At 62.8% G+C, this 21,410-nt stretch carries 21 protein-coding genes; 3 read left to right on the top strand and 18 right to left on the bottom strand.

Annotated features, from left to right (window positions below):
- Positions 1 to 4: 4 nt before the first annotated feature.
- Positions 5 to 421 (bottom strand): MarR family winged helix-turn-helix transcriptional regulator, encoded by a 417-nt coding sequence (locus EFD55_RS19510; protein ID WP_125846684.1) that lies wholly within the window; start codon positions 419 to 421, stop codon positions 5 to 7.
- Positions 422 to 844: 423 nt separating this feature from the next.
- Between EFD55_RS19510 and polA the strand changes: the two genes are divergently transcribed.
- Entirely contained in the window at positions 845 to 3,844 is a 3,000-nt protein-coding gene (gene polA, locus EFD55_RS19505) for a DNA polymerase I (protein WP_125846683.1), read from the top strand.
- 171 nt (positions 3,845 to 4,015) lie between these two features.
- Positions 4,016 to 6,304 (top strand): DNA translocase FtsK, encoded by a 2,289-nt coding sequence (locus EFD55_RS19500; RefSeq protein ID WP_125846682.1) that lies wholly within the window; start codon positions 4,016 to 4,018, stop codon positions 6,302 to 6,304.
- Positions 6,305 to 6,335: 31 nt separating this feature from the next.
- Here EFD55_RS19500 and EFD55_RS19495 read toward each other — a convergent pair whose 3' ends face one another.
- The 15 genes from EFD55_RS19495 to phnG all read right to left on the bottom strand — a co-directional run bounded on the left by EFD55_RS19495 (position 6,336) and on the right by phnG (position 19,015).
- Entirely contained in the window at positions 6,336 to 6,836 is a 501-nt protein-coding gene (locus EFD55_RS19495) for a GrpB family protein (RefSeq protein WP_125846681.1), read from the bottom strand.
- Between the two features lie 19 nt (positions 6,837 to 6,855).
- The gene (gene phnN, locus EFD55_RS19490) at positions 6,856 to 7,452 is read right to left on the bottom strand and encodes a phosphonate metabolism protein/1,5-bisphosphokinase (PRPP-forming) PhnN (RefSeq protein WP_125846680.1); all 597 of its coding nucleotides are present in this window, start codon (positions 7,450 to 7,452) and stop codon (positions 6,856 to 6,858) included.
- Positions 7,449 to 8,588, bottom strand: coding sequence for an alpha-D-ribose 1-methylphosphonate 5-triphosphate diphosphatase (locus EFD55_RS19485; RefSeq protein ID WP_125846679.1), 1,140 nt, complete (start codon positions 8,586 to 8,588; stop codon positions 7,449 to 7,451). The genes phnN and EFD55_RS19485 overlap by 4 nt, the downstream gene beginning before the upstream one ends.
- 13 nt (positions 8,589 to 8,601) lie before the next feature.
- The gene (locus tag EFD55_RS19480) at positions 8,602 to 9,297 is read right to left on the bottom strand and encodes a DUF1045 domain-containing protein (RefSeq protein WP_125846678.1); all 696 of its coding nucleotides are present in this window, start codon (positions 9,295 to 9,297) and stop codon (positions 8,602 to 8,604) included.
- Positions 9,298 to 9,438: 141 nt separating this feature from the next.
- Positions 9,439 to 10,782, bottom strand: coding sequence for a phosphonate ABC transporter, permease protein PhnE (phnE, locus tag EFD55_RS19475; protein ID WP_125846677.1), 1,344 nt, complete (start codon positions 10,780 to 10,782; stop codon positions 9,439 to 9,441).
- Positions 10,783 to 10,789: 7 nt separating this feature from the next.
- Positions 10,790 to 11,749: a phosphonate ABC transporter, permease protein PhnE gene (gene phnE / locus EFD55_RS19470; protein ID WP_125846676.1), complete on the bottom strand. Its 960-nt coding sequence runs from the start codon at positions 11,747 to 11,749 to the stop codon at positions 10,790 to 10,792.
- 65 nt (positions 11,750 to 11,814) lie between these two features.
- Entirely contained in the window at positions 11,815 to 12,720 is a 906-nt protein-coding gene (gene phnD / locus EFD55_RS19465; RefSeq protein ID WP_125846675.1) for a phosphonate ABC transporter substrate-binding protein, read from the bottom strand.
- A gap of 87 nt (positions 12,721 to 12,807) precedes the next feature.
- Entirely contained in the window at positions 12,808 to 13,653 is an 846-nt protein-coding gene (gene phnC / locus EFD55_RS19460; protein ID WP_125846773.1) for a phosphonate ABC transporter ATP-binding protein, read from the bottom strand.
- A gap of 117 nt (positions 13,654 to 13,770) precedes the next feature.
- A complete protein-coding gene (locus EFD55_RS19455) occupies positions 13,771 to 14,388 on the bottom strand; it encodes a DapH/DapD/GlmU-related protein (protein WP_125846674.1) in 618 nt (205 codons plus the stop codon).
- On the bottom strand, positions 14,385 to 15,092 hold the full coding sequence (phnL, locus tag EFD55_RS19450; protein WP_125846673.1) for a phosphonate C-P lyase system protein PhnL: 708 nt from the start codon (positions 15,090 to 15,092) through the stop codon (positions 14,385 to 14,387). The genes EFD55_RS19455 and phnL overlap by 4 nt, the downstream gene beginning before the upstream one ends.
- Positions 15,093 to 15,174: 82 nt before the next feature.
- Positions 15,175 to 15,951, bottom strand: a complete 777-nt coding sequence (phnK, locus tag EFD55_RS19445) for a phosphonate C-P lyase system protein PhnK (RefSeq protein ID WP_125846672.1) — start codon at positions 15,949 to 15,951, stop codon at positions 15,175 to 15,177.
- Entirely contained in the window at positions 15,948 to 16,823 is an 876-nt protein-coding gene (locus EFD55_RS19440; protein ID WP_125846671.1) for an alpha-D-ribose 1-methylphosphonate 5-phosphate C-P-lyase PhnJ, read from the bottom strand. The genes phnK and EFD55_RS19440 overlap by 4 nt, the downstream gene beginning before the upstream one ends.
- A complete protein-coding gene (locus tag EFD55_RS19435) occupies positions 16,820 to 17,926 on the bottom strand; it encodes a carbon-phosphorus lyase complex subunit (protein ID WP_125846670.1) in 1,107 nt (368 codons plus the stop codon). Before EFD55_RS19435 ends, EFD55_RS19440 begins: the two co-directional genes overlap by 4 nt.
- Positions 17,927 to 17,930: 4 nt before the next feature.
- Positions 17,931 to 18,539, bottom strand: a complete 609-nt coding sequence (gene phnH, locus EFD55_RS19430; protein WP_125846669.1) for a phosphonate C-P lyase system protein PhnH — start codon at positions 18,537 to 18,539, stop codon at positions 17,931 to 17,933.
- Positions 18,539 to 19,015 carry a phosphonate C-P lyase system protein PhnG gene (phnG, locus tag EFD55_RS19425; protein WP_125846668.1) on the bottom strand — a complete coding sequence of 159 codons (477 nt, stop codon included), beginning with the start codon at positions 19,013 to 19,015 and terminating at the stop codon, positions 18,539 to 18,541. Before phnG ends, phnH begins: the two co-directional genes overlap by 1 nt.
- A gap of 118 nt (positions 19,016 to 19,133) precedes the next feature.
- Here phnG and phnF point away from each other — a divergent pair, with 118 nt between their 5' ends.
- A complete protein-coding gene (phnF, locus tag EFD55_RS19420) occupies positions 19,134 to 19,871 on the top strand; it encodes a phosphonate metabolism transcriptional regulator PhnF (protein WP_125846667.1) in 738 nt (245 codons plus the stop codon).
- 46 nt (positions 19,872 to 19,917) lie between these two features.
- Here phnF and EFD55_RS19415 read toward each other — a convergent pair whose 3' ends face one another.
- Both EFD55_RS19415 and dapB read right to left on the bottom strand, forming a co-directional pair.
- Complete coding sequence (locus EFD55_RS19415; protein WP_125846666.1) at positions 19,918 to 20,553, bottom strand: 2,3-bisphosphoglycerate-dependent phosphoglycerate mutase; 636 nt, start codon at positions 20,551 to 20,553, stop codon at positions 19,918 to 19,920.
- A 21-nt stretch (positions 20,554 to 20,574) separates the two neighbouring features.
- A complete protein-coding gene (dapB, locus tag EFD55_RS19410) occupies positions 20,575 to 21,399 on the bottom strand; it encodes a 4-hydroxy-tetrahydrodipicolinate reductase (RefSeq protein ID WP_125846665.1) in 825 nt (274 codons plus the stop codon).
- Positions 21,400 to 21,410: the final 11 nt, after the last annotated feature.

Here is a 21,410-nt window from a genome sequence, read left to right as displayed (position 1 = left end):
CTTTTCAGAGCGCCTTGGCGTTTTCCAGGAGCCGGCGGATATATTCGAGCGTCAGCTCGCGTTCGAAAACCCGAAAACCCTTGAACAGCGCAAGGTCGGCCTCGCGAGCGGTCTCGATCGCCTCGGCCTCCATGGCGCGGGCCTTCGGCGTCAGGAAGATCAGTTGCGCCCGTTTGTCGGTTGGATGCGGCCGGCGTTCGATCAGCCCGTCGCGGACCATGCGCGAAAGCGTATTGGCCATAGTCGCCTGCTCGATATCGACCCTCTCAAGAAGCTGTTTCTGGGTCAGCCCGTCCTCGGCCCAGAGCTCCAGCAAAATGGGAAACTGGCCGGGGGAAAAACCGAGCCCGACCGCGCGCTGATGCAGCGAGCGGGCAAAACCCTTCGCCAACTGGCTGGCAAGGTAGGCTCCCGAATCCATGCGGTTAAATCCCATGATTGCAAGTTGGCTCAAAAGCTTGACGGAGACAATGCAGCAATCGCAGACGATGCTCCAAAACATGCAGGCTGCGATCGAATTTCGACTATCGCGAGAAAACAAAGTCGCCATGGCCTGGAGGTTGGCCATGGCGACCTTAAAATGGGGACAAAGGCCCGGAGAGGGGGATAAGGCCTTTGTCCAAGCCTGATGCGGCGGGGGACAAGCCGGCAATCAGACCCGCGGCGCGATCAAACGCCGGTGACATGGATTTGTGGCTGCGAATGTGGTTTTTCAAGGGAGAAGGCGCGTTACAAATCGGTAACAGTTTGGTGAGCGGGGTCGTCGGGGTTCGAACGCCATAATCCGTTTCGCGCGCCGAACTTTATATGGACCTCGTCCCGTGCCCGCGCTATCCATGCACGCATGAAAAAAGGCGATCACCTCTTCCTAGTCGATGGCTCCGGATTCATCTTCCGGGCGTTTCATGCGCTGCCGCCGCTGACCCGCAAAACCGACGGTCTGCCGGTAGGCGCCGTCTCCGGTTTCTGCAACATGCTGTGGAAACTGCTCAGGGATGCGCGCAATACCGATGTCGGCGTGACGCCGACCCATCTCGCCGTGATTTTCGATTATTCCTCGAAGACGTTTCGCAAGGATCTCTACGACGCCTACAAGGCGAACCGATCCGCGCCTCCGGAAGAACTCATTCCGCAATTCGGCCTGATCCGAGAAGCGACCCGCGCCTTCAACCTGCCCTGCATCGAGACCGAGGGCTTCGAAGCGGATGATATCATCGCCACCTACGCCCGCCAGGCGGAAGCGACCGGCGCCGACGTCACCATCGTCTCCTCCGACAAGGACCTGATGCAGCTCGTCACCTCGAGTGTCCACATGTATGACAGTATGAAGGACAAGCAGATCGGCATTCCCGATGTCATCGAGAAATGGGGCGTGCCGCCGGAAAAGATGATCGACCTGCAGGCGATGACCGGCGATTCCGTCGACAACGTTCCCGGCATTCCCGGCATCGGCCCGAAAACCGCTGCCCAGCTTCTCGAGGAGTACGGCGATCTCGATACGCTGCTCGAACGCGCTACCGAGATCAAGCAGGTCAAGCGCCGCGAGACGATCCTCGCCAATGTCGACATGGCCAAGCTCTCGCGTGAGCTTGTGCGGCTGCGCACCGATGTGCCGCTGGATCTCGACCTCGACGCGCTGGTGCTGGAACCGCAGAATGGCCCGAAGCTGATCGGCTTCCTCAAGACGATGGAATTCACGACGCTGACGCGCCGCGTCGCGGAAGTCTGCGATTGTGATGCAAGCGCCATCGAGCCGGCGGTCGTCCGTATCGAATGGGGTGAGGCGGCCCACGGCCCCGATCTCGATGTGGCGGAGCCGGAACCGGTTGCCGGCGGCATCCCCGAAGTTTCTGGCGACGCTGTGCCCGTGCCGCCGCGCGCAAAAGCGAAGGCTGCGGTCGAAGGCGCCTTCGCACCTGCCGATCTTGCCAAGGCGCGGGCCGAAGCCTTTGCGAGCCTGCCTTTCGATCATTCGGCCTACGTTGCGATCCGCGATCTGGCGACGCTCGACCGCTGGATTGCCGATGCGCGCGATACCGGCCTCGTCGCTTTCGACACCGAGACCACGTCGCTCGATGCGATGCAGGCCGAGCTTGTCGGCTTCTCGATGGCGATCGCCGACAATATGGCCGATCCCACGGGCACGAAGATCCGCGCCGCCTATATACCGCTTACCCATAAGAACGGCGTCGGCGATCTGCTCGGCGGCGGCCTTGTCGAAAACCAGATCCCGATGCGCGATGCTCTGCCGCGGCTGAAGGCGCTGCTGGAGGACGAAACGGTTCTGAAGGTCGCCCAGAACCTGAAATACGATTACCTGCTAATGAAGCGCTACGGTATCGAGACGAAGAGTTTCGATGACACGATGCTGATTTCATATGTGCTCGACGCCGGAACCGGCGCACACGGCATGGATCCGCTATCGGAGAAATTCCTTGGCCACACGCCGATCGCCTATAAGGACGTGGCGGGCAGCGGCAAGGCGAACGTTACCTTCGATCTGGTCGATATCGACCGTGCCACCCATTACGCCGCCGAAGACGCCGAAGTGACGCTGCGCCTCTGGCTGGTGCTGAAGCCGAGGCTCGCAGCGGCAGGATTGACCAGCGTCTATGAACGGCTGGAGCGGCCGCTGCTGCCGGTGCTGGCGCGCATGGAAGCGCGCGGCATCACCGTCGACAGGCAGATCCTGTCGCGCCTCTCCGGCGAATTGGCCCAGGGTGCCGCGAGGCTGGAGGACGAGATCTACGTGCTGGCCGGCGAGCGTTTCAACATCGGCTCGCCGAAGCAGCTGGGCGACATCCTGTTCGGCAAGATGGGCCTTGCCGGCGGCAGCAAGACGAAAACGGGGCAATGGTCCACCTCCGCGCAGGTACTCGAGGATCTCGCCGCCGCCGGTTTCGAGCTGCCGCGCAAGATTGTCGACTGGCGCCAGCTAACCAAACTGAAATCCACCTATACCGACGCACTCCCCGGCTATGTCCATCCGGAGACCAAGCGGGTCCACACCTCCTACTCGCTGGCATCGACGACGACGGGGCGCCTGTCCTCCTCCGAGCCGAACCTGCAGAATATTCCGGTGCGCACATCGGAAGGCCGCAAGATCCGCACGGCCTTCATCTCGACACCAGGCCACAAGCTGATTTCGGCCGACTACAGCCAGATCGAACTGCGCGTGCTTGCCCATGTGGCCGAGATCCCGCAGCTGACCAAGGCCTTCGAGGATGGCGTCGACATCCATGCCATGACCGCTTCGGAAATGTTCGGCGTGCCTGTCGAAGGCATGCCGGGCGAAGTGCGCCGTCGCGCCAAGGCGATCAATTTCGGCATCATCTACGGCATCTCGGCCTTCGGGCTCGCCAACCAGCTCTCGATCGAGCGTTCGGAAGCCGGCGACTACATCAAGAAGTATTTCGAGCGATTCCCCGGCATTCGCGACTATATGGAAAGCCGCAAGGCCATGGCGCGCGACAAGGGTTATGTCGAGACGATCTTCGGCCGGCGAATCAACTATCCGGAAATCCGCTCTTCCAATCCATCAGTGCGCGCCTTCAACGAGCGCGCCGCGATCAACGCGCCGATCCAGGGCTCGGCTGCCGACGTTATCCGCCGGGCGATGATCAAGATGGAGCCGGCGCTTGTTGAAGCCGGCCTTGCAGAGCGCGTCCGCATGCTGCTGCAGGTGCATGACGAACTCATCTTCGAAGTCGAGGACGAGGATGTCGAAAAGGCAATGCCGATCATCGTCTCGGTCATGGAAAACGCCACCATGCCGGCGCTCGAAATGCGCGTGCCGCTGAGGGTCGATGCGCGCGCCGCCACCAATTGGGACGAGGCGCATTAACCCCGTCCCTTAAAACGGCAAAGATTTTTCTGCCTCACGCAAATCATTGAAATAGCACCAAATTACCTCCGAGACCCGTATCGGAACGATACGGCAGGAAGGAACTTATTAACCTTCCTTTTCTATCCCGGTAGGGTCGTAATTTGCCAAGCATGAGTGAGTAGCGGACGCATGCGTTTTCCCAGAACCAACTTGACGGATGCCGCGGATTTTTCCGGCGGACTTGAAACGGAACTTCCGGAGGAAATCGCAGGCGAAAAGCCGGCTGCGCCGGTCTGGCAGAGCAATTTCTCCCTGGCGCCGAACGTTCGCTTCACCCGCACGCCGGAGACGCTGATCAGCAAGCGCCGCGCGCCGAACGAGCCGGGTCGCGATGATTCGCAGATTGCACAGCAGGCGATACGAATCGAGCCGGTCACCGTCGACGTGCCGTTCGATATCTACCTGCCCGAGCCGGACGAGGTGGCCGCAGCCCCTGTCCATACGATCGAGCCGCAGCAGCCGCCGCTCTCCGATCGGGCCGATGCGCCGAGCCTGCGTGCCGCTTCCGAACTTTCTTCGATTTCGGATTTCGCCTTCTGGGAAGTCATGGCCTTCGAGGAAGCCGAGCCGGTTCGTGTGCCCGCGATCGTCCTGCCGAAGATCGAGACGGCGCCCGAATCGATCACCTCATTGTTCCGCGTCATGGAATGGCGTCCGGGCGCGCCGAAATCCGCTCCCGTCGCATCCCGCCCGGTTCAGCCGCCTGCCTCTACATCTGTGCGGGCTGCCGTGCGCCCGCCGGCCGCAATATCGCTGGAAAGGCCCGCGCCTGTTGCCGAAGCGCCGATCGCGCCGGTTCCTCAGGCAGCCCCTGCGCCCCGGCCGACGCCTCCCGTCGCCGCGGTTCTGCCCTCGCCGCGCCGTGCGGCAAGGCCTGAGAAGATCGACCCGTCAGGCTATGAATTCCCGCCGCGCGCCCTTTTGCAGGAGCCGCCGGAACGTATCGGCGAGATCATGTCGCAGGAGACGCTGGAGCAGAATGCCGGTCTTTTGGAAAGCGTGCTCGAGGATTTCGGCATCAAGGGCGAGATCATCCATGTCCGCCCAGGCCCGGTCGTCACCCTCTATGAATTCGAGCCGGCACCGGGCGTGAAGTCGTCCCGCGTCATCGGTCTTGCCGACGACATCGCCCGCTCGATGTCGGCGCTTTCGGCCCGCGTCGCCGTCGTGCCAGGCCGCAACGTCATCGGCATCGAATTGCCGAACGTCATGCGTGAAACCGTCTATTTCCGCGAGATGATCGAGAGCCAGGATTTCGAGAAGAGCGGCTATAAGCTGGCGCTCGGCCTCGGTAAGACCATCGGCGGCGAGCCTGTTATCGCCGAGCTTGCCAAGATGCCGCACCTGCTCGTTGCCGGCACCACCGGCTCGGGCAAATCGGTCGCCATCAACACGATGATCCTGTCGCTGCTTTACCGCATGACGCCGGAACAGTGCCGCCTGATCATGGTCGATCCGAAGATGCTCGAACTCACCGTCTATGACGGCATTCCGCATCTCCTCACCCCTGTCGTCACCGACCCGAAGAAGGCGGTGATGGCGCTGAAATGGGCCGTGCGCGAAATGGAGGAGCGCTATCGCAAGATGTCGCGCCTCGGCGTGCGCAACATCGACGGCTACAACGACCGCGTGGCGCAGGCCCGCGAAAAGGGCGAGACCATCAACGTCATGGTCCAGGTCAGTTTCGACAAGGGCACCGGCGCTCCGATCGAGGAAAGCCAGCCGCTGGATCTGACGCCGATGCCCTATATCGTCGTCATCGTCGACGAGATGGCCGACCTTATGATGGTGGCCGGCAAGGAAATCGAAGGCGCGATCCAGCGTCTTGCGCAGATGGCGCGCGCCGCCGGCATCCATTTGATCATGGCGACACAGCGTCCCTCCGTCGACGTTATCACCGGCACGATCAAGGCGAACTTCCCGACCCGCATCTCCTTCCAGGTGACATCGAAGATCGACAGCCGCACGATCCTCGGCGAACAGGGCGCAGAACAGCTGCTCGGCCAGGGCGATATGCTGCACATGCAGGGCGGCGGGCGCATTGCTCGTGTCCACGGCCCCTTCGTCTCGGATACCGAGGTCGAAAAGGTCGTTGCCCATCTGAAGACCCAGGGCCGCCCCGAATATCTCGACACCGTCACCGCCGACGAGGAGGAAGAGACGGAAGAGGAGGAGGCCGGCGCCGTCTTCGATAAGAGCGCCATGGCTTCCGAGGATGGCAACGAGCTCTACGAGCAGGCGGTCAAGGTCGTCATGCGCGACAAGAAATGCTCCACCTCCTACATCCAGCGCCGCCTCGGCATCGGCTACAATAGAGCCGCCTCGTTGGTGGAACGCATGGAAAAGGAAGGCCTCGTCGGCCCGGCCAATCACGTTGGCAAGCGCGAGATCGTATCGGGGCGTGGCGACGGCGATTGATCACGGGCGCGACTAAGCGCCCGCACTCCATTCATGTCTTCAGGACGGCCAGCCGGATTGTCTCGGCGACAAATTCGGTCTTTCCGCCGGTGTAGAAATCCCAGTCGCCATTCGCCTCCGCAGCCAGCTGCCGTTTCAGGTCGGCATAGGCCTTGGCCCTCTCGGGATGTTTCCGGAGATAGTTGCGAAACAGGATGCGCTCCCGATGTGCGCGATTATCGGGTCCGCACAGATAGAGCCTGAACCCGTAATCTTGATGATCGCGCGTGAAGGCCCATCGATTTTCTCCCGTGTCGCCATGGAAGACGAAATCTGCAGCACGCACGATTTCGATCGCCGCCGGCAGGGCTTCTTCGGAGATGACGGCATCAAGGTCAATCTTCCGTTTGGCCGCCAGGCCGGGTACCGAGGTGCTGCCGATATGATCGATGGAAAGCGCGAGGCCGCCGAGCAGGGTGGAGATCTCGGCGTTGATGTCGGCAAAGAGCAGCGGCCAGGAAGGGTCGTAGTCGACAACTTTGATGGCGCGCATCCCTGCCTCTCGATCGTGGTCAGCGCACCTCCGCCAGCAGCCCGTCCAGGATCTTGATCATCTTCTGTTCGGCCTCTTCGAGCGAGCCGCTATTGTCGAGATCCGTCACGTCGTATTCGCCGCGAACCGTCAGCGGTCCGCGGGCGAGCCTGGCCATGATATCCTCATGCGTCTCGCGCCCGCGCGCCTCCAGCCGGCCGGCGAGCACTTCGGGGCGGGCGGTGACATTGATGACCTTGAGGCGCGGGAAGGCCGCCTGGAAACGGTGGAGCGCCGAGCGCGAGCCGTTGGCGACGACGATATGGCCTCTCGACAGCGCCACCGAGACCTCGGCCGGAATGCCGTATTTGAGGCCGTGTGCTTCCCACCAGACGGCGAAGGAGCCCGACTGCTCCATGGCGGCAAACCCTTGGAGGGAGACGGAAAGATGGTCTTCGCCGCCGGCGTCACGGTGGCGGGTAATTACACGGCGGGTGAAATGAACGTTTTCACGGCCGGCAAAGCGCCGGGCGGCGAGGTTCATGAGCGTGTCCTTGCCGGCGCCGCTCGGCCCGACAACGACGACCATGATGCCGCGCTCAGCCCCGGCTGCGGCATGGGGTTCGTGCGGCGTCATGCGACACGGCGTCCTTGGCGCCAGACGGAGCGTGTCACCGGCACGCCGTGCGAACGATGAACGCGGACGAGATCGGCCCGCAGCCCTGTCGCGATCCGCCCGCGATCATCGAGGCTGACGGTGCGGGCGGGCGTCGACGTCACCATGGCGATCGCCTTCGGCAGCGTGATGCTCTCGACTTCGTCGGCGAGAATGAAGGGCGCATGCAGCAGGCTGAGCGGCACGTAGTCGGAGGAAAGCACGTCGAGCACGCCCATCTCGGCGAGATCGCGCGCGGCGATATTGCCGGAATGGGATTTGCCGCGCACGATGTTCGGCGCGCCCATCAGCACGCTCATACCATGCTCGTGCGATGCCCGGGCGGCGTCGAAACTGGTCGGGAATTCGGCAAGGCGCACGCCGTTGTCGATCGCCTCGTCGACATGGGAAAGCGTCGCGTCGTCGTGGCTTGCGACCGTGATGCCGCGCTCGGCGCAGACCTTGGCGATGGCGTTACGGTGTGGCGTCGAATTGCGTGCCGATTCCGCCTGCCGCTTGGCGACGAAACGAGCGAAGACCTCGTCGCTCAGGCCCCGCTTCTTCTGGTAGTAGAAGATATATTGATCCATCGTCTGGAATTGCCGCTGGCCGGGCGCATGATCCATCAGCGAGACGAGCCGGACATGCCGGTCGTTTTCGAAATCGGCGAAATGTTCGAGAACATTGTCCGCCGAGACCTCGCAGCGCAGGTGGAGCAGGTGCTCGGCGCGCAGCCTTCCTTCCTTCTCCGCCGACTGGATGGCGTCGGCCATTTCGCGCATCTCGCCATGTTCGAAGCCGCCGTCCTCGTCTGCGCCCATGCGCAGGCAGTCGAAGACCGTGGTGATGCCTGAGGTGACGATCTGGGCGTCGTGCGCCTGGACTGCCGCCGTCTTGTTCCAGCGAATCCCGGGACGTGGCTGGTAGTGGCCCTCGAGATGGTCGGTATGCAGTTCCACGAGACCGGGAATGACGTAGTCGCCTTCAAAATCTTCGCCGGCTATCGAATTGCCCTCGGAGATGTCTGCAATCTTGCCATCGCGAATGAGGATCGATCCCGAGAGGATGTCATCCTCGAGAACGATGCGGGCGTTGGAAAACACGGTCTCTTTGCTCATGTCGTCAGATCTTTCAGCTTTTGGCGCCGGCAAGCGGCAGCCAGGAATGAACTTTGAACGGGGCGCCGCGCGCCTCCTCGGTGAAGACGGCAAGGCCGGAAATCAAAAGCGGCCGGCCGGTGAAATCGGCAAAACGCTCGGTCAGGACCGCCTTCATGACGTCGGCTCGCTCTGCTGGCACCTGGCCGCTCAGCGTCATGTGAAAGCCGAAATCCTCCATGACGTAAGGATAACCCCAGCGCTGCAGATTGGCGCGCTGGCTGTCGCTGAGCTTCTCCGGGCTGCGCCGCACGATATCGGCCTCGGAAAGCGCCGCACGGAACGGCTCGAAAGACTTTACCACCTTCGCGGCGAAATCCTGAAGAGGTTGATGAAGAGAACCGGGAACGAGGGCAAAAAAACGGCCGAGCTGGCCGAGAACGAGCTCGGGAATCTCGAAGGCTGGCGTACGGGCGGCAAAATCCTCGGCAACTGTCATGAGATCTTTCTCGGTGACGGAAGTTGCGAGCGAAAACGGCGCCTTGATCGTGGCGTGAAAACCGTAGCGGCGCGGGTCGGCGGTCAGTTCGAACTGCTCCGCTGCGTTGAGCTTCTCATGGTCCGGTGCAGGATAAGTCTCGCCGGTGAAGGCATCGCGGCCGAGCCAAAGCGAGGCCGCGCCGACAAGGGGATCATCCTTCGGCGGCGAAAAATAGAGAGCGTAGCGCAAGGCTTTTATCCTGGGGATCGTCGAAACGGGGAGCGCAATGTGCAGTGATTTGGCGGCGAACCGCAAGCAGGTTCCCGGCTAAAAGATTTCCGTGACAGAATGATGATGACGCCAGCGCCACCATCGCCTTTTGACAGCGGATCAGTGTGCCTTCGTGCCCATCAACCGGTGGCGCAGCGCATTCGAGGCGGCGTCGAAAAGGAAGACGACGATCAGGATCAGAATGACCATGTAGGCGACGTTTTCCCAATTGGCGTTGGTGCGCATGGCCTCCCATAGCTTGAGGCCGATGCCGCCCGCACCGACGGCGCCGATGATGGTCGCGCCGCGCACGTTGGATTCCCATTGATAGAGCGTCTGGCTGACGATGACCGGAACGATCTGCGGCATAATGCCGTAACGATGGACGAGCACGGTCTGCGCGCCGGTCGATTTGATGCCTTCGCGCGGCTTGTTGTCGATGTTTTCGAGCCCTTCGGAATAGAGCTTGCCGAGTGTGCCTGTCTCGGTAAGGAAGATCGCGCCGCTGCCGGCAAGCGGGCCGGGACCGAAGGCGCGCGTCAGGAACAGCGCCCAGATCAGCATGTCGACCGAGCGCAGGAAATCGAAGAAGCGCTTCAGGATCTGGTTCAGGAAGCGGTTCGGCGTGATGTTGCGCGCTGCCATGAAGGCGAGCGGGAAGGCGGCGATCGCGCCGAGCAGTGTTCCCAGGAACGCCATGACGATCGTCTGGAAAAGCTTGGTCCAGACGTCGCCGTGCTGCCATTCGCTGTTGTTCCAGATGTCGTCAAAGGCGAGCGACAGGTTGGACTGGTCGGGCTTGATGCGCGGGCCGGAAACGATGAGGCTGATTACCTCGCCGGCCGGCTTGTCGAAAAAGGACGATTGCGTGTCGAAGATGAAATTCGCCCAGCCGATGAAACGCTTGCGGATCTTCACGCGGTCGACGGAAATGCTGACGTCGCCGGCAAAGCCGAGATCCGCGAGCACATTGTCGTCATAGACCGTCATCCAGCCGGGCACCGGCCCGACGACTTTCGGCGCGCCGCTCGAAACGTCGACGGGAACGCTGACGCCATGCGCGGTCACGATCGTCTCACTCTTCGAAACGGTAACCGCACGGCCGGTCCCGCTGATGGAAACGGTGATGCTGCCGTCGGGATTGTTGACCAGCCAATCCGGGTGCGGATTGTCGCCGAGCGGCGAGAAGCGGGGGTAGCGGGTCTGTATCGTGCCGTCGTCCTCGATGCGGAATTCCGGTTGGACGTCGTAGCTCACCCATTGGCTGAGATAGATGCCGACGCGCTCCCAATGGGCTTCGGCAAAGAGCTTGGGCAGGTCGAAGAACCAGACGGCGTAGAAGCCGTAGAGGAGCGTAGCGATCACGATCATCAACCCGCCGAAACGCTGGCGGAACGACCGGTGGAAATATTCCGGATAGCGCGCTTCGATCTCGTTCATACGGTTTGCGTCGATCACCGTCATGGCAGCCTCAATGTTGCAGAAGGAAAGCCTGCTCGCCGACCAGGCGGCGGCGCAGCCATGCGGAGAACTGGTCGACGGCGACGATCGTCACGAAGAGCAGGAGAACGAGCGCCATCGTCTTGGCGCCGAAACCGCGCGAGATCGAAAGCTTCAGTTCCTCGCCGATGCCGCCGCCGCCGACGGCGCCGATGATGGTTGAGGCGCGCACGTTGATCTCCAGGCGCAGCAGCGCATAGGAGGTGAAATTCGGCAGCACCTGCGGCAGTGCGGCGAAGCGCACGCGCTCCCACCAGTTGGCGCCGACGGCCTTCATGCCTTCATGCGGCTTCATGTCGATATTCTCGGCCACCTCGTAGAAGAGTTTGCCGAGCGCGCCGATCGTGTGCAGGGTAATAGCGATGATGGCGGCGACCGGTCCGATCGACAGGATCGCCGAGAACAGTCCGGCGATGACGATTTCGGGGAAGGCGCGCAAAAATTCCATCAGGCGCTTGGTGAAGACGCGCAGCGGCCAGGAACTCGTCAGGTTGCGCGCGGCAAAGAAGCTCAAGGGAAGGGCAAAGACGAAGGCGATGATCGTCGAGATCAGCGCCACGTTGATCGTCACGATCATCAGCTCGAAATATTCGGGAATGTAGAAGGCGCCCCAGACATAGACGCGGCCCTTGTCGAAATTGAATTCCTCGCCGCCCTTGTCGTTCACGCTCGCTATGTCGAACAGCGCGCGCCAGACGTCGTTCCAATCCTTGGGGATGAGCCAGCTGAGGAAATCGAAGAGATGCGGCAGGCGGTCGAAGAAATGGCCGGCATTGCTTTCGTCGGCGAAGCGGACGGAGCTCACAAAAGCCGCAATGAGGATAACCAGGCCAAGCACGGTGTAGAAGCGGCGCTTGGCGACCATCCGGTCCCAGGCGGAGCCGATCTCCTCAGTGCTCTGCATGTGCGGCTGTGTATCGGCAATAGTCATGGACGCCCCGACCGGTCAAAGATAAAGGGCGGCCGTTTCCGGCCGCCCCGCATTCAAAAGGCCGATCAGCCGCCGATGGCAGCTTTACGGACTTCAACGACAGTGTTGTAGAAGTCGTGCTTGACCGGCGAGTAGCCCTTGAAATCGCCGCCTTCGATAGCTGCGAAGCACTTGTGATCCTTCTCCGGCAGAGCCGTGAAGAAGGCTGCAAGCTTCGTCTGCCACTCTTCGCCGAGAGCGTTGCGAACGACGAGCGGGCCGTTCGGGATCAGCGGCGAACGCCATACTTCAACCAGCTTGTTCGGGTCGACGGCGCCCTTGTCGACTTCCTTGCGGAAGGTACCGGAGGTATAGCCGTCCTTGAAATTGCCGATGCCCGAGCTATCGTCGACGGCAACGTCGACCTTGCCGTCATAGGCGGCGAGAAGGTTGTTCTCGTGGCCGCCGTTGAACTGCGTCGAAGCGAAGAACTTGTCGTTCGGCATGCCCGTATCCTTCGGGATCTGCGTCAGCGGAACGAGGTAGCCCGAGGTCGAGTCCGGATCGGCGTAGCCGAGCTTCTTGCCCTTGGCGTCCAGGATGGTCTTGATGCCGGAGGACTTCAGAGCGAGGCCGATCGAGTGGTAGCCCGTCGAGCCGTCCTTCTGCTGCGTCGTCAGGATCGGCGTGACAGCCTTCGGATCCTTGATGTAGACAGCTGCGTAGCCGGAAGCGCCGAGTTCGGCGAAGTCGAGCGTGCCGCCGAGCAGGCCCTGGATAACGCCGTCATAATCGGCGGCCGGGAAGAGCGAAACCTTCCCGAAGCCAAATTCCTGCTTCAGGTGGTCGGCAAGGCAGGCATAGTTGCGCAGGCGGTCGGTTTCGTTTTCGCCGCCGAGGATGCCGATGCGGAATTCCTTGAGGTCTGCAGCATTGGCGGCGCCGGCGAGCGCGAAGAGCGCCGTTGCCGCAAAGAGTGCTTTCTTCAACATGAGTTCTCTCCTATTGACCGGTATCCCCGGCCTTCCGTTACGAAGAAGTGTGCCCTTGACGCGGGCGCTCGATCGCGGCCGCCTCGCTCAGAGACCGGCTAGCGCCAGCGGTTGGGCGCCGGCGGTTTGATTGTCTGCACGTTCGGGAGCGATATTGGTTGACGTCGAGGTCATCGTTTCGTCGATGCCGGCGCCGTCCTTGTCTGTCCCGTAGATTTCCTTCACCGCTTCGGCCGTCAGCTCCGAGGGCTTGCCGTCGAAGACGACGCGGCCTCCGGCCATGCCGACGATGCGCTCACAATAATTGCGGGCGGTATCGAGCGTGTGGAGGTTGGTGATGACGGTGATGCCCTCGCGCTCGTTGATATCGCGCAGCGCATCCATGACGATCTTCGCGTTCAGCGGGTCAAGCGAGGCGATCGGTTCGTCGGCGAGCACCATTTTCGGGTTCTGCATCAGCGCGCGGGCGATCGCTACGCGCTGCTGCTGGCCGCCGGACAGCGTGCCGGCCGGCTGCAGCGCCGTCTGCTCGATGCCGAGGCGTTCGAGCGCCGCGATGGCATGCACGCGCTCCTCGCGGGTGAAGATGTTAAGCAGGCTCAGGAGCGTTGAGCGGTGATTGAGGCGGCCGAGCATGACATTGGTGAGAACGTCGAGGCGCGGTACCAGGTTGAACTGCTGGAAGATCATCGCGCAATCGCGCTGCCAGTTGCGCAGCGCCCGGCCGCGAAGCCCGGAGACCTCGACGCCGGCGAAATGAATGGAGCCGGAGCTCGGCTCCTGAAGGCGGTTGATCATGCGCAGCAGCGTCGACTTGCCGGCGCCGGAGCGGCCGATGATGCCGACCATCTGGCCCTGAGGAATGTCGAGCGTGACGGAATCGACGGCGAGCTTTTTTCCGAAACGACGGGTGACATTCTTCAGCTCGAACATCATGCTTTTTCCTTGCGATCCAGGCCTTGATCAGCATCGCATTAGTCCCGCTTGATGAAGCTCGCGTGTCATATTTGTGTAAGTCTTGTCACAATTCTCCGCCCCTATATCGGGGGTTTAGCCACCGTAGCGGGACAGGAAATCTTCCGCGCTCAGGTTGCGGAAATCGGCTAGCGCCAGGCGCAGCCGCTCGTGCTCCCAGTCCCACCAGGCAAGCCTGTCCATCCGTTCGCCGATCTCTTTCGGAAAGCGCTCGCGGATGAGTTTGGCCGGAACGCCGCCGACGATCGTGTAGGGCGCAACGTCCTTGGACACGACGGCGCCGGCCCCGATCACCGCGCCGTTGCCGACGCTGACGCCGGGCAGGATGGTCGCCCCATGGCCGATCCAGACGTCGTTGCCGATCGTCACGCGGTTGGAGCGCCGCCATTCGAAGAATTCGGTCTCCATGTCGCCGTCCGGCCAGTAATCGGCGGCGCGATAGGTGAAATGATGCAGCGTCGCGCGCCAGGTCGGATGGTTGGTGGCGTTGATGCGCACCGCGGCGGCGATGTTGACGAACTTGCCGATCGTCGCGCACCAGACCGAGCCGTCCTGCATGATGTAGGAATAGTCGCCGAACGTGGCCTCGCTGATGCGGCAGCGTTCGGAGACCTCCGTATAGCGTCCGAAGGTGGAATCGCTGACGGATGCCGTCTCGTGGACATAGGGCTCAATGCCCAGCTTGCGGCTCATGCGGCGATCTTTCTCGGCGAGAACTGCTGGACGTCGAGGATGCGGTCGGCGACGGCTTCACGCACCTCCTCATCGTGGAAGATGCCGAGAAGTGCGACACCCGCCTGCTTCTTTTCCGCGATCATGCCGACGACGACGGTACGATTCCTCGCATCGAGCGAGGCAGTGGGTTCATCGAGCAGCAGGATCGTGTGATCGGTGATGAAGCCGCGGGCGATGTTGACGCGCTGTTGCTCGCCGCCTGAGAAGGTGGCGGGCGGAAGCTGCCAGAGCGCCTCCGGCAGGTTCAGTTTGGCGAGCAGGGCGCCCGCCTTTTCTCGTGCCACGGCGGTCTCCTCGCCGCGCGCGACCAGCGGCTCGGCAACCACGTCGATCGCCGCCACGCGCGGCACCGTGCGCAGGAACTGGCTGACATAGCCGAGCGTATCGCGACGGACGTTGAGCACGGTGCGCGGATCGGCAGAGGCGAGATCGACGATGCGCCCATCATGGCGGATGAGGATTTGGCCGGTGTCGACGGCGTAATTGCCGTAGATCATCTTGAGCAGTGAGCTCTTGCCGATGCCCGAGGGGCCGCCGAGCACGACGCATTCGGCCGATGCGACCGAGAAGGCGACATCGGAGACGACCGGCAGCTTGATGCCGTCGCGCAGGTGCATGGTGAAGCTCTTCGAGACTTCGGAAACGACGAGGGGCGTTGCCATGATTTCTTCTTTCTAGGTTTCGGACCTACAGCGCCGCGCGTCTGAAAAGACGCGCAAAGGACGCTGTAACACTTTGAATTGCTCAGACCTGCAGGATCGAGGAGACGAGCAGCTGCGTGTAGGGTTCGTGCGGATCGTCGAGCACGCGGTCGGTGAGCCCGTGTTCGATGACGTAGCCGTCCTTCATCACCATCATGCGGTGCGAGAGCAGGCGGGCGACGGCAAGATCGTGGGTGACGATGATGGCCGAAAGACCGAGATCGTTGACGAGGCCGCGCACGAGATCGAGCAGGCGCGCCTGCACCGAAACGTCGAGGCCGCCTGTGGGTTCATCCATGAAGACGAGGCGAGGGCCGGTGACGAGGTTGCGGGCGATCTGCAGGCGCTGGCGCATGCCGCCGGAAAAGGCGCGCGGCTGGTCGTCGATGCGGCCGGCGTCGATCTCGACGCGTTCGAGCCAGTCGATCGCCGAGGCGCGGATCTTGCCGTAGTGCCGGTCGCCGATCGCCATCAGCCTTTCGCCGACATTGGCGCCGGCCGAAACAGCCATCCGCAGGCCGTCGGCCGAGTTCTGGTGCACGAAGCCCCAGTCCGTGCGCATCAGGAAGCGCCGCTCGGCCTCGTTCATGCGGTAGAGGTCGCGGTAGCTGCCATCGCGCATGTGATATTCGACGCTGCCGGTGCTCGGCAGCAGCCGGGTCGAGAGGCAGTTGAGCAGCGTCGTCTTGCCGGAGCCGGATTCGCCGACGATGGCCAGCACTTCGCCGGGCCAGAGCTCGAAGGAGACGTCGCGGCAGCCGATGCGGTTGCCGTAGAATTTCGAAACGTCATGGACTTTGAGAAGTGGGATATCGCTCATTCTGCAGCCTCCCGGGCCAGCATCTCGCCCGCGTGGCCGTGCGCGCGGCGGTCTTCGCAATGATCAGTGTCGGAGCAGACGAACATGCGCCCGCCCTTGTCGTCGAGGATCACCTCGTCGAGATAGACATCCTCCGCACCGCAAAGGGCGCAGGGCTTGTCGAAGCGCTGGATGTCGAAGGGGTAGTCCTCGAAATCCAGGCTGACGACGTCGGTATAGGGCGGAACCGCGTAGATGCGCTTCTCGCGGCCGGCGCCGAAGAGCTGCAGCGCGTCCGACATGTGCATCTTCGGATTGTCGAATTTCGGCGTCGGCGACGGATCCATGACATAGCGGCCGTGGACTTTCACCGGATAAGCGTAGGTCCTGGAGATGCGGCCGTTATGGGCGATGTCCTCATAGAGCTTCACATGCATGAGGCCGTATTCCTCCAGCGCATGCATCTTGCGCGTCTCGGTCTCGCGCGGCTCGAGGAAGCGCAGCGGCTCGGGGATGGGCACCTGGTAGACCAGCACCTGGCCGGCTCCGAGCTTTTCTTCCGGAATGCGGTGGCGCGTCTGGATGATCGTTGCATCGCTGGTGTGGGTCGTCACCGCGACGTTGGCGACCTTCTGGAAGAAAGCGCGGATGGAAACGGCGTTGGTCGTGTCGTCGGCGCCTTGGTCGATGACCTTGAGCACGTCATCAGGTCCGATGATCGAGGCGGTCACCTGCACGCCGCCGGTGCCCCAGCCGTAGGGCATCGGCATTTCGCGCGAGGCGAAGGGCACCTGGTAGCCCGGAATGGCGATCGCTTTCAGGATGGCGCGGCGGATCATCCGCTTGGTCTGTTCGTCGAGATAGGCGAAGTTGTAGCTGGCGAGATCGGTCATTCGGCTGCTTCCTTCATGTCTTCGCCGCCGTTGCGGGCAGCTTCGAATTCGCGGCGCATGCGGCGGACGAGATCGAGTTCGGCCTGGAAGTCCACATAATGCGGAAGCTTCAGGTGCTCGACGAAGCCCGTCGCCTGGACGTTGTCGGAATGGGAAATGACGAATTCCTCGTCCTGTGCCGGCGCGGTGATATCCTCGCCGAGCTCCTCGGCGCGGAGCGCGCGATCAACCAGCGACATCGCCATCGCCTTGCGTTCGCTCTGGCCGAACACCAGGCCGTAGCCGCGGGTGAATTGCGGCGGCGCCTTGGCGGACCCCTTGAACTGGTTGACCATCTGGCATTCGGTGATCTGGATTACGCCGAGCGAGACGGCGAAACCGAGTTCCGGCACATCGAATTCCACCTCGACTTCGCCGATGCGGATTTCGCCGGTGAAAGGGTGGTTGCGGCCATAGCCGCGCTGGGTGGAATAACCGAGCGCCAGCAGGAAGCCCTCGTCGCCGCGGGCAAGCGCCTGCAGGCGGAGATCCCGGGTCATCGGGAATTCCATCGGCTCGCGGGTCAGGTCGCCGATCTCGTGATCTTCGGGCATGTCGCCGTCAGCCTCGATAAGGCCTTCCTCGCCGAGGATTTCGGAGACGCGCATGACGCGGCCGGTCTCGGCCGGACGCTGTGCCGGCTCCTCTACGGCCTCGTCCGAAAGCAGCGAGGGATCGAGCAAGCGGTGCGTATAGTCGAAGGTGGGCCCGAGAAGCTGGCCGCCCGGCAGATCCTTGTACGTCGCCGAGATGCGGCGTTCGATCGTCATAGCAGCCGTGTCGAGCGGCTTCGAATAGCCGAAGCGCGGCAGCGTCGTGCGATAGGCGCGCAAGAGGAAGATCGCCTCGATCATATCGCCGCGCGATTGGCGCACGGCGAGGGCTGCGAGTGTGCGGTCGAAAAGCGAGGCCTCGGCCATGACGCGGTCGACGGCGAGCGCCAGCTGCGCGACGATCTGTTCGATGCCGATCGCGGACAGCGAACGGTCGCCGCGGCGGCGGTCGGCAAGCAGGCGGTGGGCATTGGCGATGGCGGCCTCGCCACCCTTGACGGCAACATACATGAGCTCAGATCTCCGTTGCTGTGATCTTGGTGGTGCGCGGCAGGCAGAGGAAACGTTTGCCCGATGTCAGCACGATGTCGACGCCGCGCGGAAACAGCGCGCGGTTCTCGGTCCAGAGCCTGAGGAAAGTGTCCGGCAGGCCGATCGGCGCCATTTCCGTCACGCTCTGAATGCCAGGCCCCATCAGCGCCAGCCTGCGCCCGCCTTCGAGTTCGGCGAGCTCCATGACGACGGTCGTCGAGCGGTCGGGATATTCTTGCGTGCCTGACGCAAACAGGCCGAAAGAGCAAAGCGCTGTGCCGGCCTCGATGAAGGCAAAGCGGGCCTCGGCCTTTTCAGCCGTCGACGGCGCGCCGGTATGGAAGCCGAGCCATTCCGCTACGCCGGATTTCGCCAGCCCGGAGGCAAGCCAGACCGGTGTGTCGTGGTCGCAAAGCGTCAGTGCGATCGCGCCTGCGGCGATGCCGAGCGGCGCCGGCGGGGTGACATCGGGCTGGACCGTCTGGATCGTACCGGGGCGAGCCATGCCGTCCATCAGCATCTTGAAGACACTCTGGGCATGGAAGACCGGCTCGCCAAAGCCGCCGGTCAGGGCTTCTGTCTTGAGAGCCATCAGTTGTCTCCCCGCACCATCGTGAAGAAATCGACCCGGGTCGCTGCCGTCTCGTCCGCCTTGCGGCGATCGGCGGCGGCGATCCGTTCGGCGATCGGCGAAAGCAGCGCCTGCTCGACGAAATCCCTCGTCGCTTCCTCCTGCCAGAGCGCGTCGAAGATCGCCGCAAGCCGCGCCTTTTCACGATCCGTACCAAGCGCCTGCGCATGGCCGATGGAGCCGGACTCGAGCCGGACCGTGGCGCGCGTCACCGTCACTTCACCGAGATTGAAGGGCGCTCCGCCGCCGCCGATGCGGCCGCGCACCATTACCAGCCCGGTCTCCGGCCCGCGCACCGGATGTGCCGTGGGCTTTTCCGGCAATGCATCCCAGACCGCCGAGAGTTCGCTCCGTTCCGCCCGCGCCAGCAGATCGGCGGCGCGTTTGCGCCCGGATGCCGTCTGTGACGCAGCGTCTTTCCTGTCCGCTGATATCATCGCCGCTTTCCTTAAAATGTCTATTGATATAGACAACCATACAAGCTATACCTAGCCTTAAATTGATGTCGTGACAAGCGTGTGACATCGTGAGGGTAAAATGGCAGGGTAGGGCTGCATGGCGGGATTGAAGCAGGTACAAAGACAGACCGGCGTGGCGCTCTGGCGCCAGATCGCCGATCGCATTCGCGAGGCGATCAGCAGCGGAGCCTATGACGAAACGGGAATGGTGCCGCCGGAAACGGTCCTGGCGCTGCAATTCGGCGTCAACCGGCATACGGTGCGCAGCGCTTTGGCGGCACTGGCGCAAGAGGGGATCGTGCGTGCGGTACAAGGTCGCGGCACGCTGATCGAGCGCAAGGAGCGGCTGAATTTCCCGATCACCCGGCGTACACGGTTCACCGCCGGCATCGGCGATCAGGCGCGTGAGATGCGCAGCCTTCTGCTCGATGAGGCGAACGAGGAGGCGAGCGCCGAGGTCGCTCGCTGGCTGGGCCTGAGGCAGGGGGAGGAAGTGATCCGGCTGGAAACATTGCGCCATGCCGACAAGCGGCCGGTGTCAAAGGCGACGAGCTGGTTTCCCGCCGGCCGTTTCGCGGGGATTGGCGAGGCCTATCGCAAGCACGAATCGATCACCAAGGCTTTCGCTGAACTCGGCCTGTCGGACTATATAAGAGCGACGACCGAGGTGACGGCCGCCCATGCAAACACGGCCGACCTGACCGATCTGGAACTCACCCCCGGCGCGATCCTGCTGATCGCCAAGGCGATGAATACCGATCTCGACGGCGTGCCGGTGCAATATTCGATCAGCCGCTTCGCGGCCGACCGGGTGCAGTTCACCATCGAGAATTGAAGCGGGTGGCGCGCCGGACAGTTCCGGCCGGCACGCCATACCGATTTCAGTGTGCGCCGGACATGTCGCCGAGCACTTCCTTGGACGCCACGGTGGAATCCGCGTTCAGCTTGTAGACCATGGGAACGCCGGTCGCGAGGTTAAGGGCGAGCACGCCTTCGCGGGTCAGCCCGTCGAGAACCATGACAAGCGAACGCAGCGAATTTCCGTGGGCGGCGACCAACACCTTCTCGCCCCTCAGCACGCGCGGCAGGATCTCGGTGAGGTAGTAGGGCCACACGCGGGCGCCGGTGTCGCGCAGACTTTCGCCACCCGGAGGCGGCACGTCATAGGAACGGCGCCAGACATGCACCTGTTCCTCGCCCCATTTGGCGCGCGCATCGTCCTTGTTGAGGCCGGAGAGATCGCCGTAATCGCGCTCGTTCAGCGCCTGGTCGCGGATCGTTTCAAGGTTCGGCTGGCCGACCTTGTCGAGGATGAGCTTCAGCGTGTGCTGCGCGCGCACGAGCGCCGAAGTATAGGCGACGTCGAACTTGATCCCGTAAGCGGCAAGCGCCTCGCCGCCGGTATTGGCTTCCTGGATGCCGAGCTCCGTCAGATCGGGATCCTTCCAGCCGGTGAAGAGATTCTTCAGGTTCCAGTCGCTCTGGCCGTGGCGAACGAGGACGAGGGTACCACTCATGAATATGCCTCCGTAATATCCTTATTGGGAAGAAAGCCCGAGCACGTCGAGCATGGAATACAGACCCGGCTTCTTGTCGCGCGCCCAGAGGGCCGCCTTGATGGCGCCGCGCGCAAAGATCGAACGGTCGGCCGCGCTGTGCGACAGGGTGACGATTTCGCCTTCGCCGGCGAAAAGCACGGAATGTTCGCCGATGACGGAGCCGCCGCGCAGCGTCGCAAAGCCGATCGTGCCGGCTTCGCGGGCGCCGGTATGGCCGTCGCGCACCCGCACCGATTTCGAGGCAAGATCGATGCCGCGCCCTTTGGCCGCCGCCTCGCCGAGGAGGAGTGCGGTGCCGGAAGGCGCATCCACCTTGTGTTTGTGGTGCATTTCCAGGATCTCGATATCCCAGTCAATAGGATCGAGCGCTCGCGCCGCCTGCCCCGCAAGCACGCTGAGCAGATTGACGCCGAGGCTCATATTGCCCGACTTGACGATGCGGGCATGGCGGGCCGCAGCGGCGATCCTGGCATCGTTGTCTGCCGAGCAGCCGGTGGTACCGATGACATGGACGATGCGGGCCTGGGCGGCAAGGCCCGAGAATTCTGCCGTTGCTGCAGGCGAGGTGAAGTCGAGCACGCCTTCGGCATGCAGGAAGGCCTGGAGCGGATCGTCGCCGATGATGATCCCGGTCGGGCCAAGCCCTGCGATCTCGCCGGCATCCCTGCCGATGAAGGGCGAGCCGGCGCGTTCGACCGCGGCATGCAGCGTTGCGCCCTCGATGGAATGGATAAGGCGGATCAGCGTCTGTCCCATGCGCCCTGCTGCGCCGACCACCACCAGTTTCATCGCAGCATCGCTCATGTCCGTCTCTT

The organism is Rhizobium pisi (genome assembly GCF_003938655.1).
Classification (GTDB): Bacteria; Pseudomonadota; Alphaproteobacteria; order Rhizobiales; family Rhizobiaceae; genus Rhizobium; species Rhizobium pisi.
This window is presented reverse-complemented; position numbering and strand designations above follow the sequence as displayed.

Excerpts from the sequence above, each read along its gene's own strand:
- EFD55_RS19510 (WP_125846684.1), bottom strand. The coding sequence starts at position 421 with ATGGATTCGGGAGCCTACCTTGCCAGCCAGTTGGCGAAGGGTTTTGCC.
- polA (WP_125846683.1), top strand. The coding sequence starts at position 845 with ATGAAAAAAGGCGATCACCTCTTCCTAGTCGATGGCTCCGGATTCATC.
- EFD55_RS19500 (WP_125846682.1), top strand. The coding sequence starts at position 4,016 with ATGCGTTTTCCCAGAACCAACTTGACGGATGCCGCGGATTTTTCCGGC.
- EFD55_RS19495 (WP_125846681.1), bottom strand. The coding sequence starts at position 6,836 with ATGCGCGCCATCAAAGTTGTCGACTACGACCCTTCCTGGCCGCTGCTC.
- phnN (WP_125846680.1), bottom strand. The coding sequence starts at position 7,452 with ATGACGCCGCACGAACCCCATGCCGCAGCCGGGGCTGAGCGCGGCATC.
- EFD55_RS19485 (WP_125846679.1), bottom strand. The coding sequence starts at position 8,588 with ATGAGCAAAGAGACCGTGTTTTCCAACGCCCGCATCGTTCTCGAGGAT.
- phnE (WP_125846677.1), bottom strand. The coding sequence starts at position 10,782 with ATGACGGTGATCGACGCAAACCGTATGAACGAGATCGAAGCGCGCTAT.
- phnE (WP_125846676.1), bottom strand. The coding sequence starts at position 11,749 with ATGACTATTGCCGATACACAGCCGCACATGCAGAGCACTGAGGAGATC.
- phnD (WP_125846675.1), bottom strand. The coding sequence starts at position 12,720 with ATGTTGAAGAAAGCACTCTTTGCGGCAACGGCGCTCTTCGCGCTCGCC.
- phnC (WP_125846773.1), bottom strand. The coding sequence starts at position 13,653 with ATGTTCGAGCTGAAGAATGTCACCCGTCGTTTCGGAAAAAAGCTCGCC.
- EFD55_RS19455 (WP_125846674.1), bottom strand. The coding sequence starts at position 14,388 with ATGAGCCGCAAGCTGGGCATTGAGCCCTATGTCCACGAGACGGCATCC.
- phnL (WP_125846673.1), bottom strand. The coding sequence starts at position 15,092 with ATGGCAACGCCCCTCGTCGTTTCCGAAGTCTCGAAGAGCTTCACCATG.
- phnK (WP_125846672.1), bottom strand. The coding sequence starts at position 15,951 with ATGAGCGATATCCCACTTCTCAAAGTCCATGACGTTTCGAAATTCTAC.
- EFD55_RS19440 (WP_125846671.1), bottom strand. The coding sequence starts at position 16,823 with ATGACCGATCTCGCCAGCTACAACTTCGCCTATCTCGACGAACAGACC.
- EFD55_RS19435 (WP_125846670.1), bottom strand. The coding sequence starts at position 17,926 with ATGTATGTTGCCGTCAAGGGTGGCGAGGCCGCCATCGCCAATGCCCAC.
- phnH (WP_125846669.1), bottom strand. The coding sequence starts at position 18,539 with ATGGCTCTCAAGACAGAAGCCCTGACCGGCGGCTTTGGCGAGCCGGTC.
- phnG (WP_125846668.1), bottom strand. The coding sequence starts at position 19,015 with ATGATATCAGCGGACAGGAAAGACGCTGCGTCACAGACGGCATCCGGG.
- phnF (WP_125846667.1), top strand. The coding sequence starts at position 19,134 with ATGGCGGGATTGAAGCAGGTACAAAGACAGACCGGCGTGGCGCTCTGG.
- EFD55_RS19415 (WP_125846666.1), bottom strand. The coding sequence starts at position 20,553 with ATGAGTGGTACCCTCGTCCTCGTTCGCCACGGCCAGAGCGACTGGAAC.
- dapB (WP_125846665.1), bottom strand. The coding sequence starts at position 21,399 with ATGAGCGATGCTGCGATGAAACTGGTGGTGGTCGGCGCAGCAGGGCGC.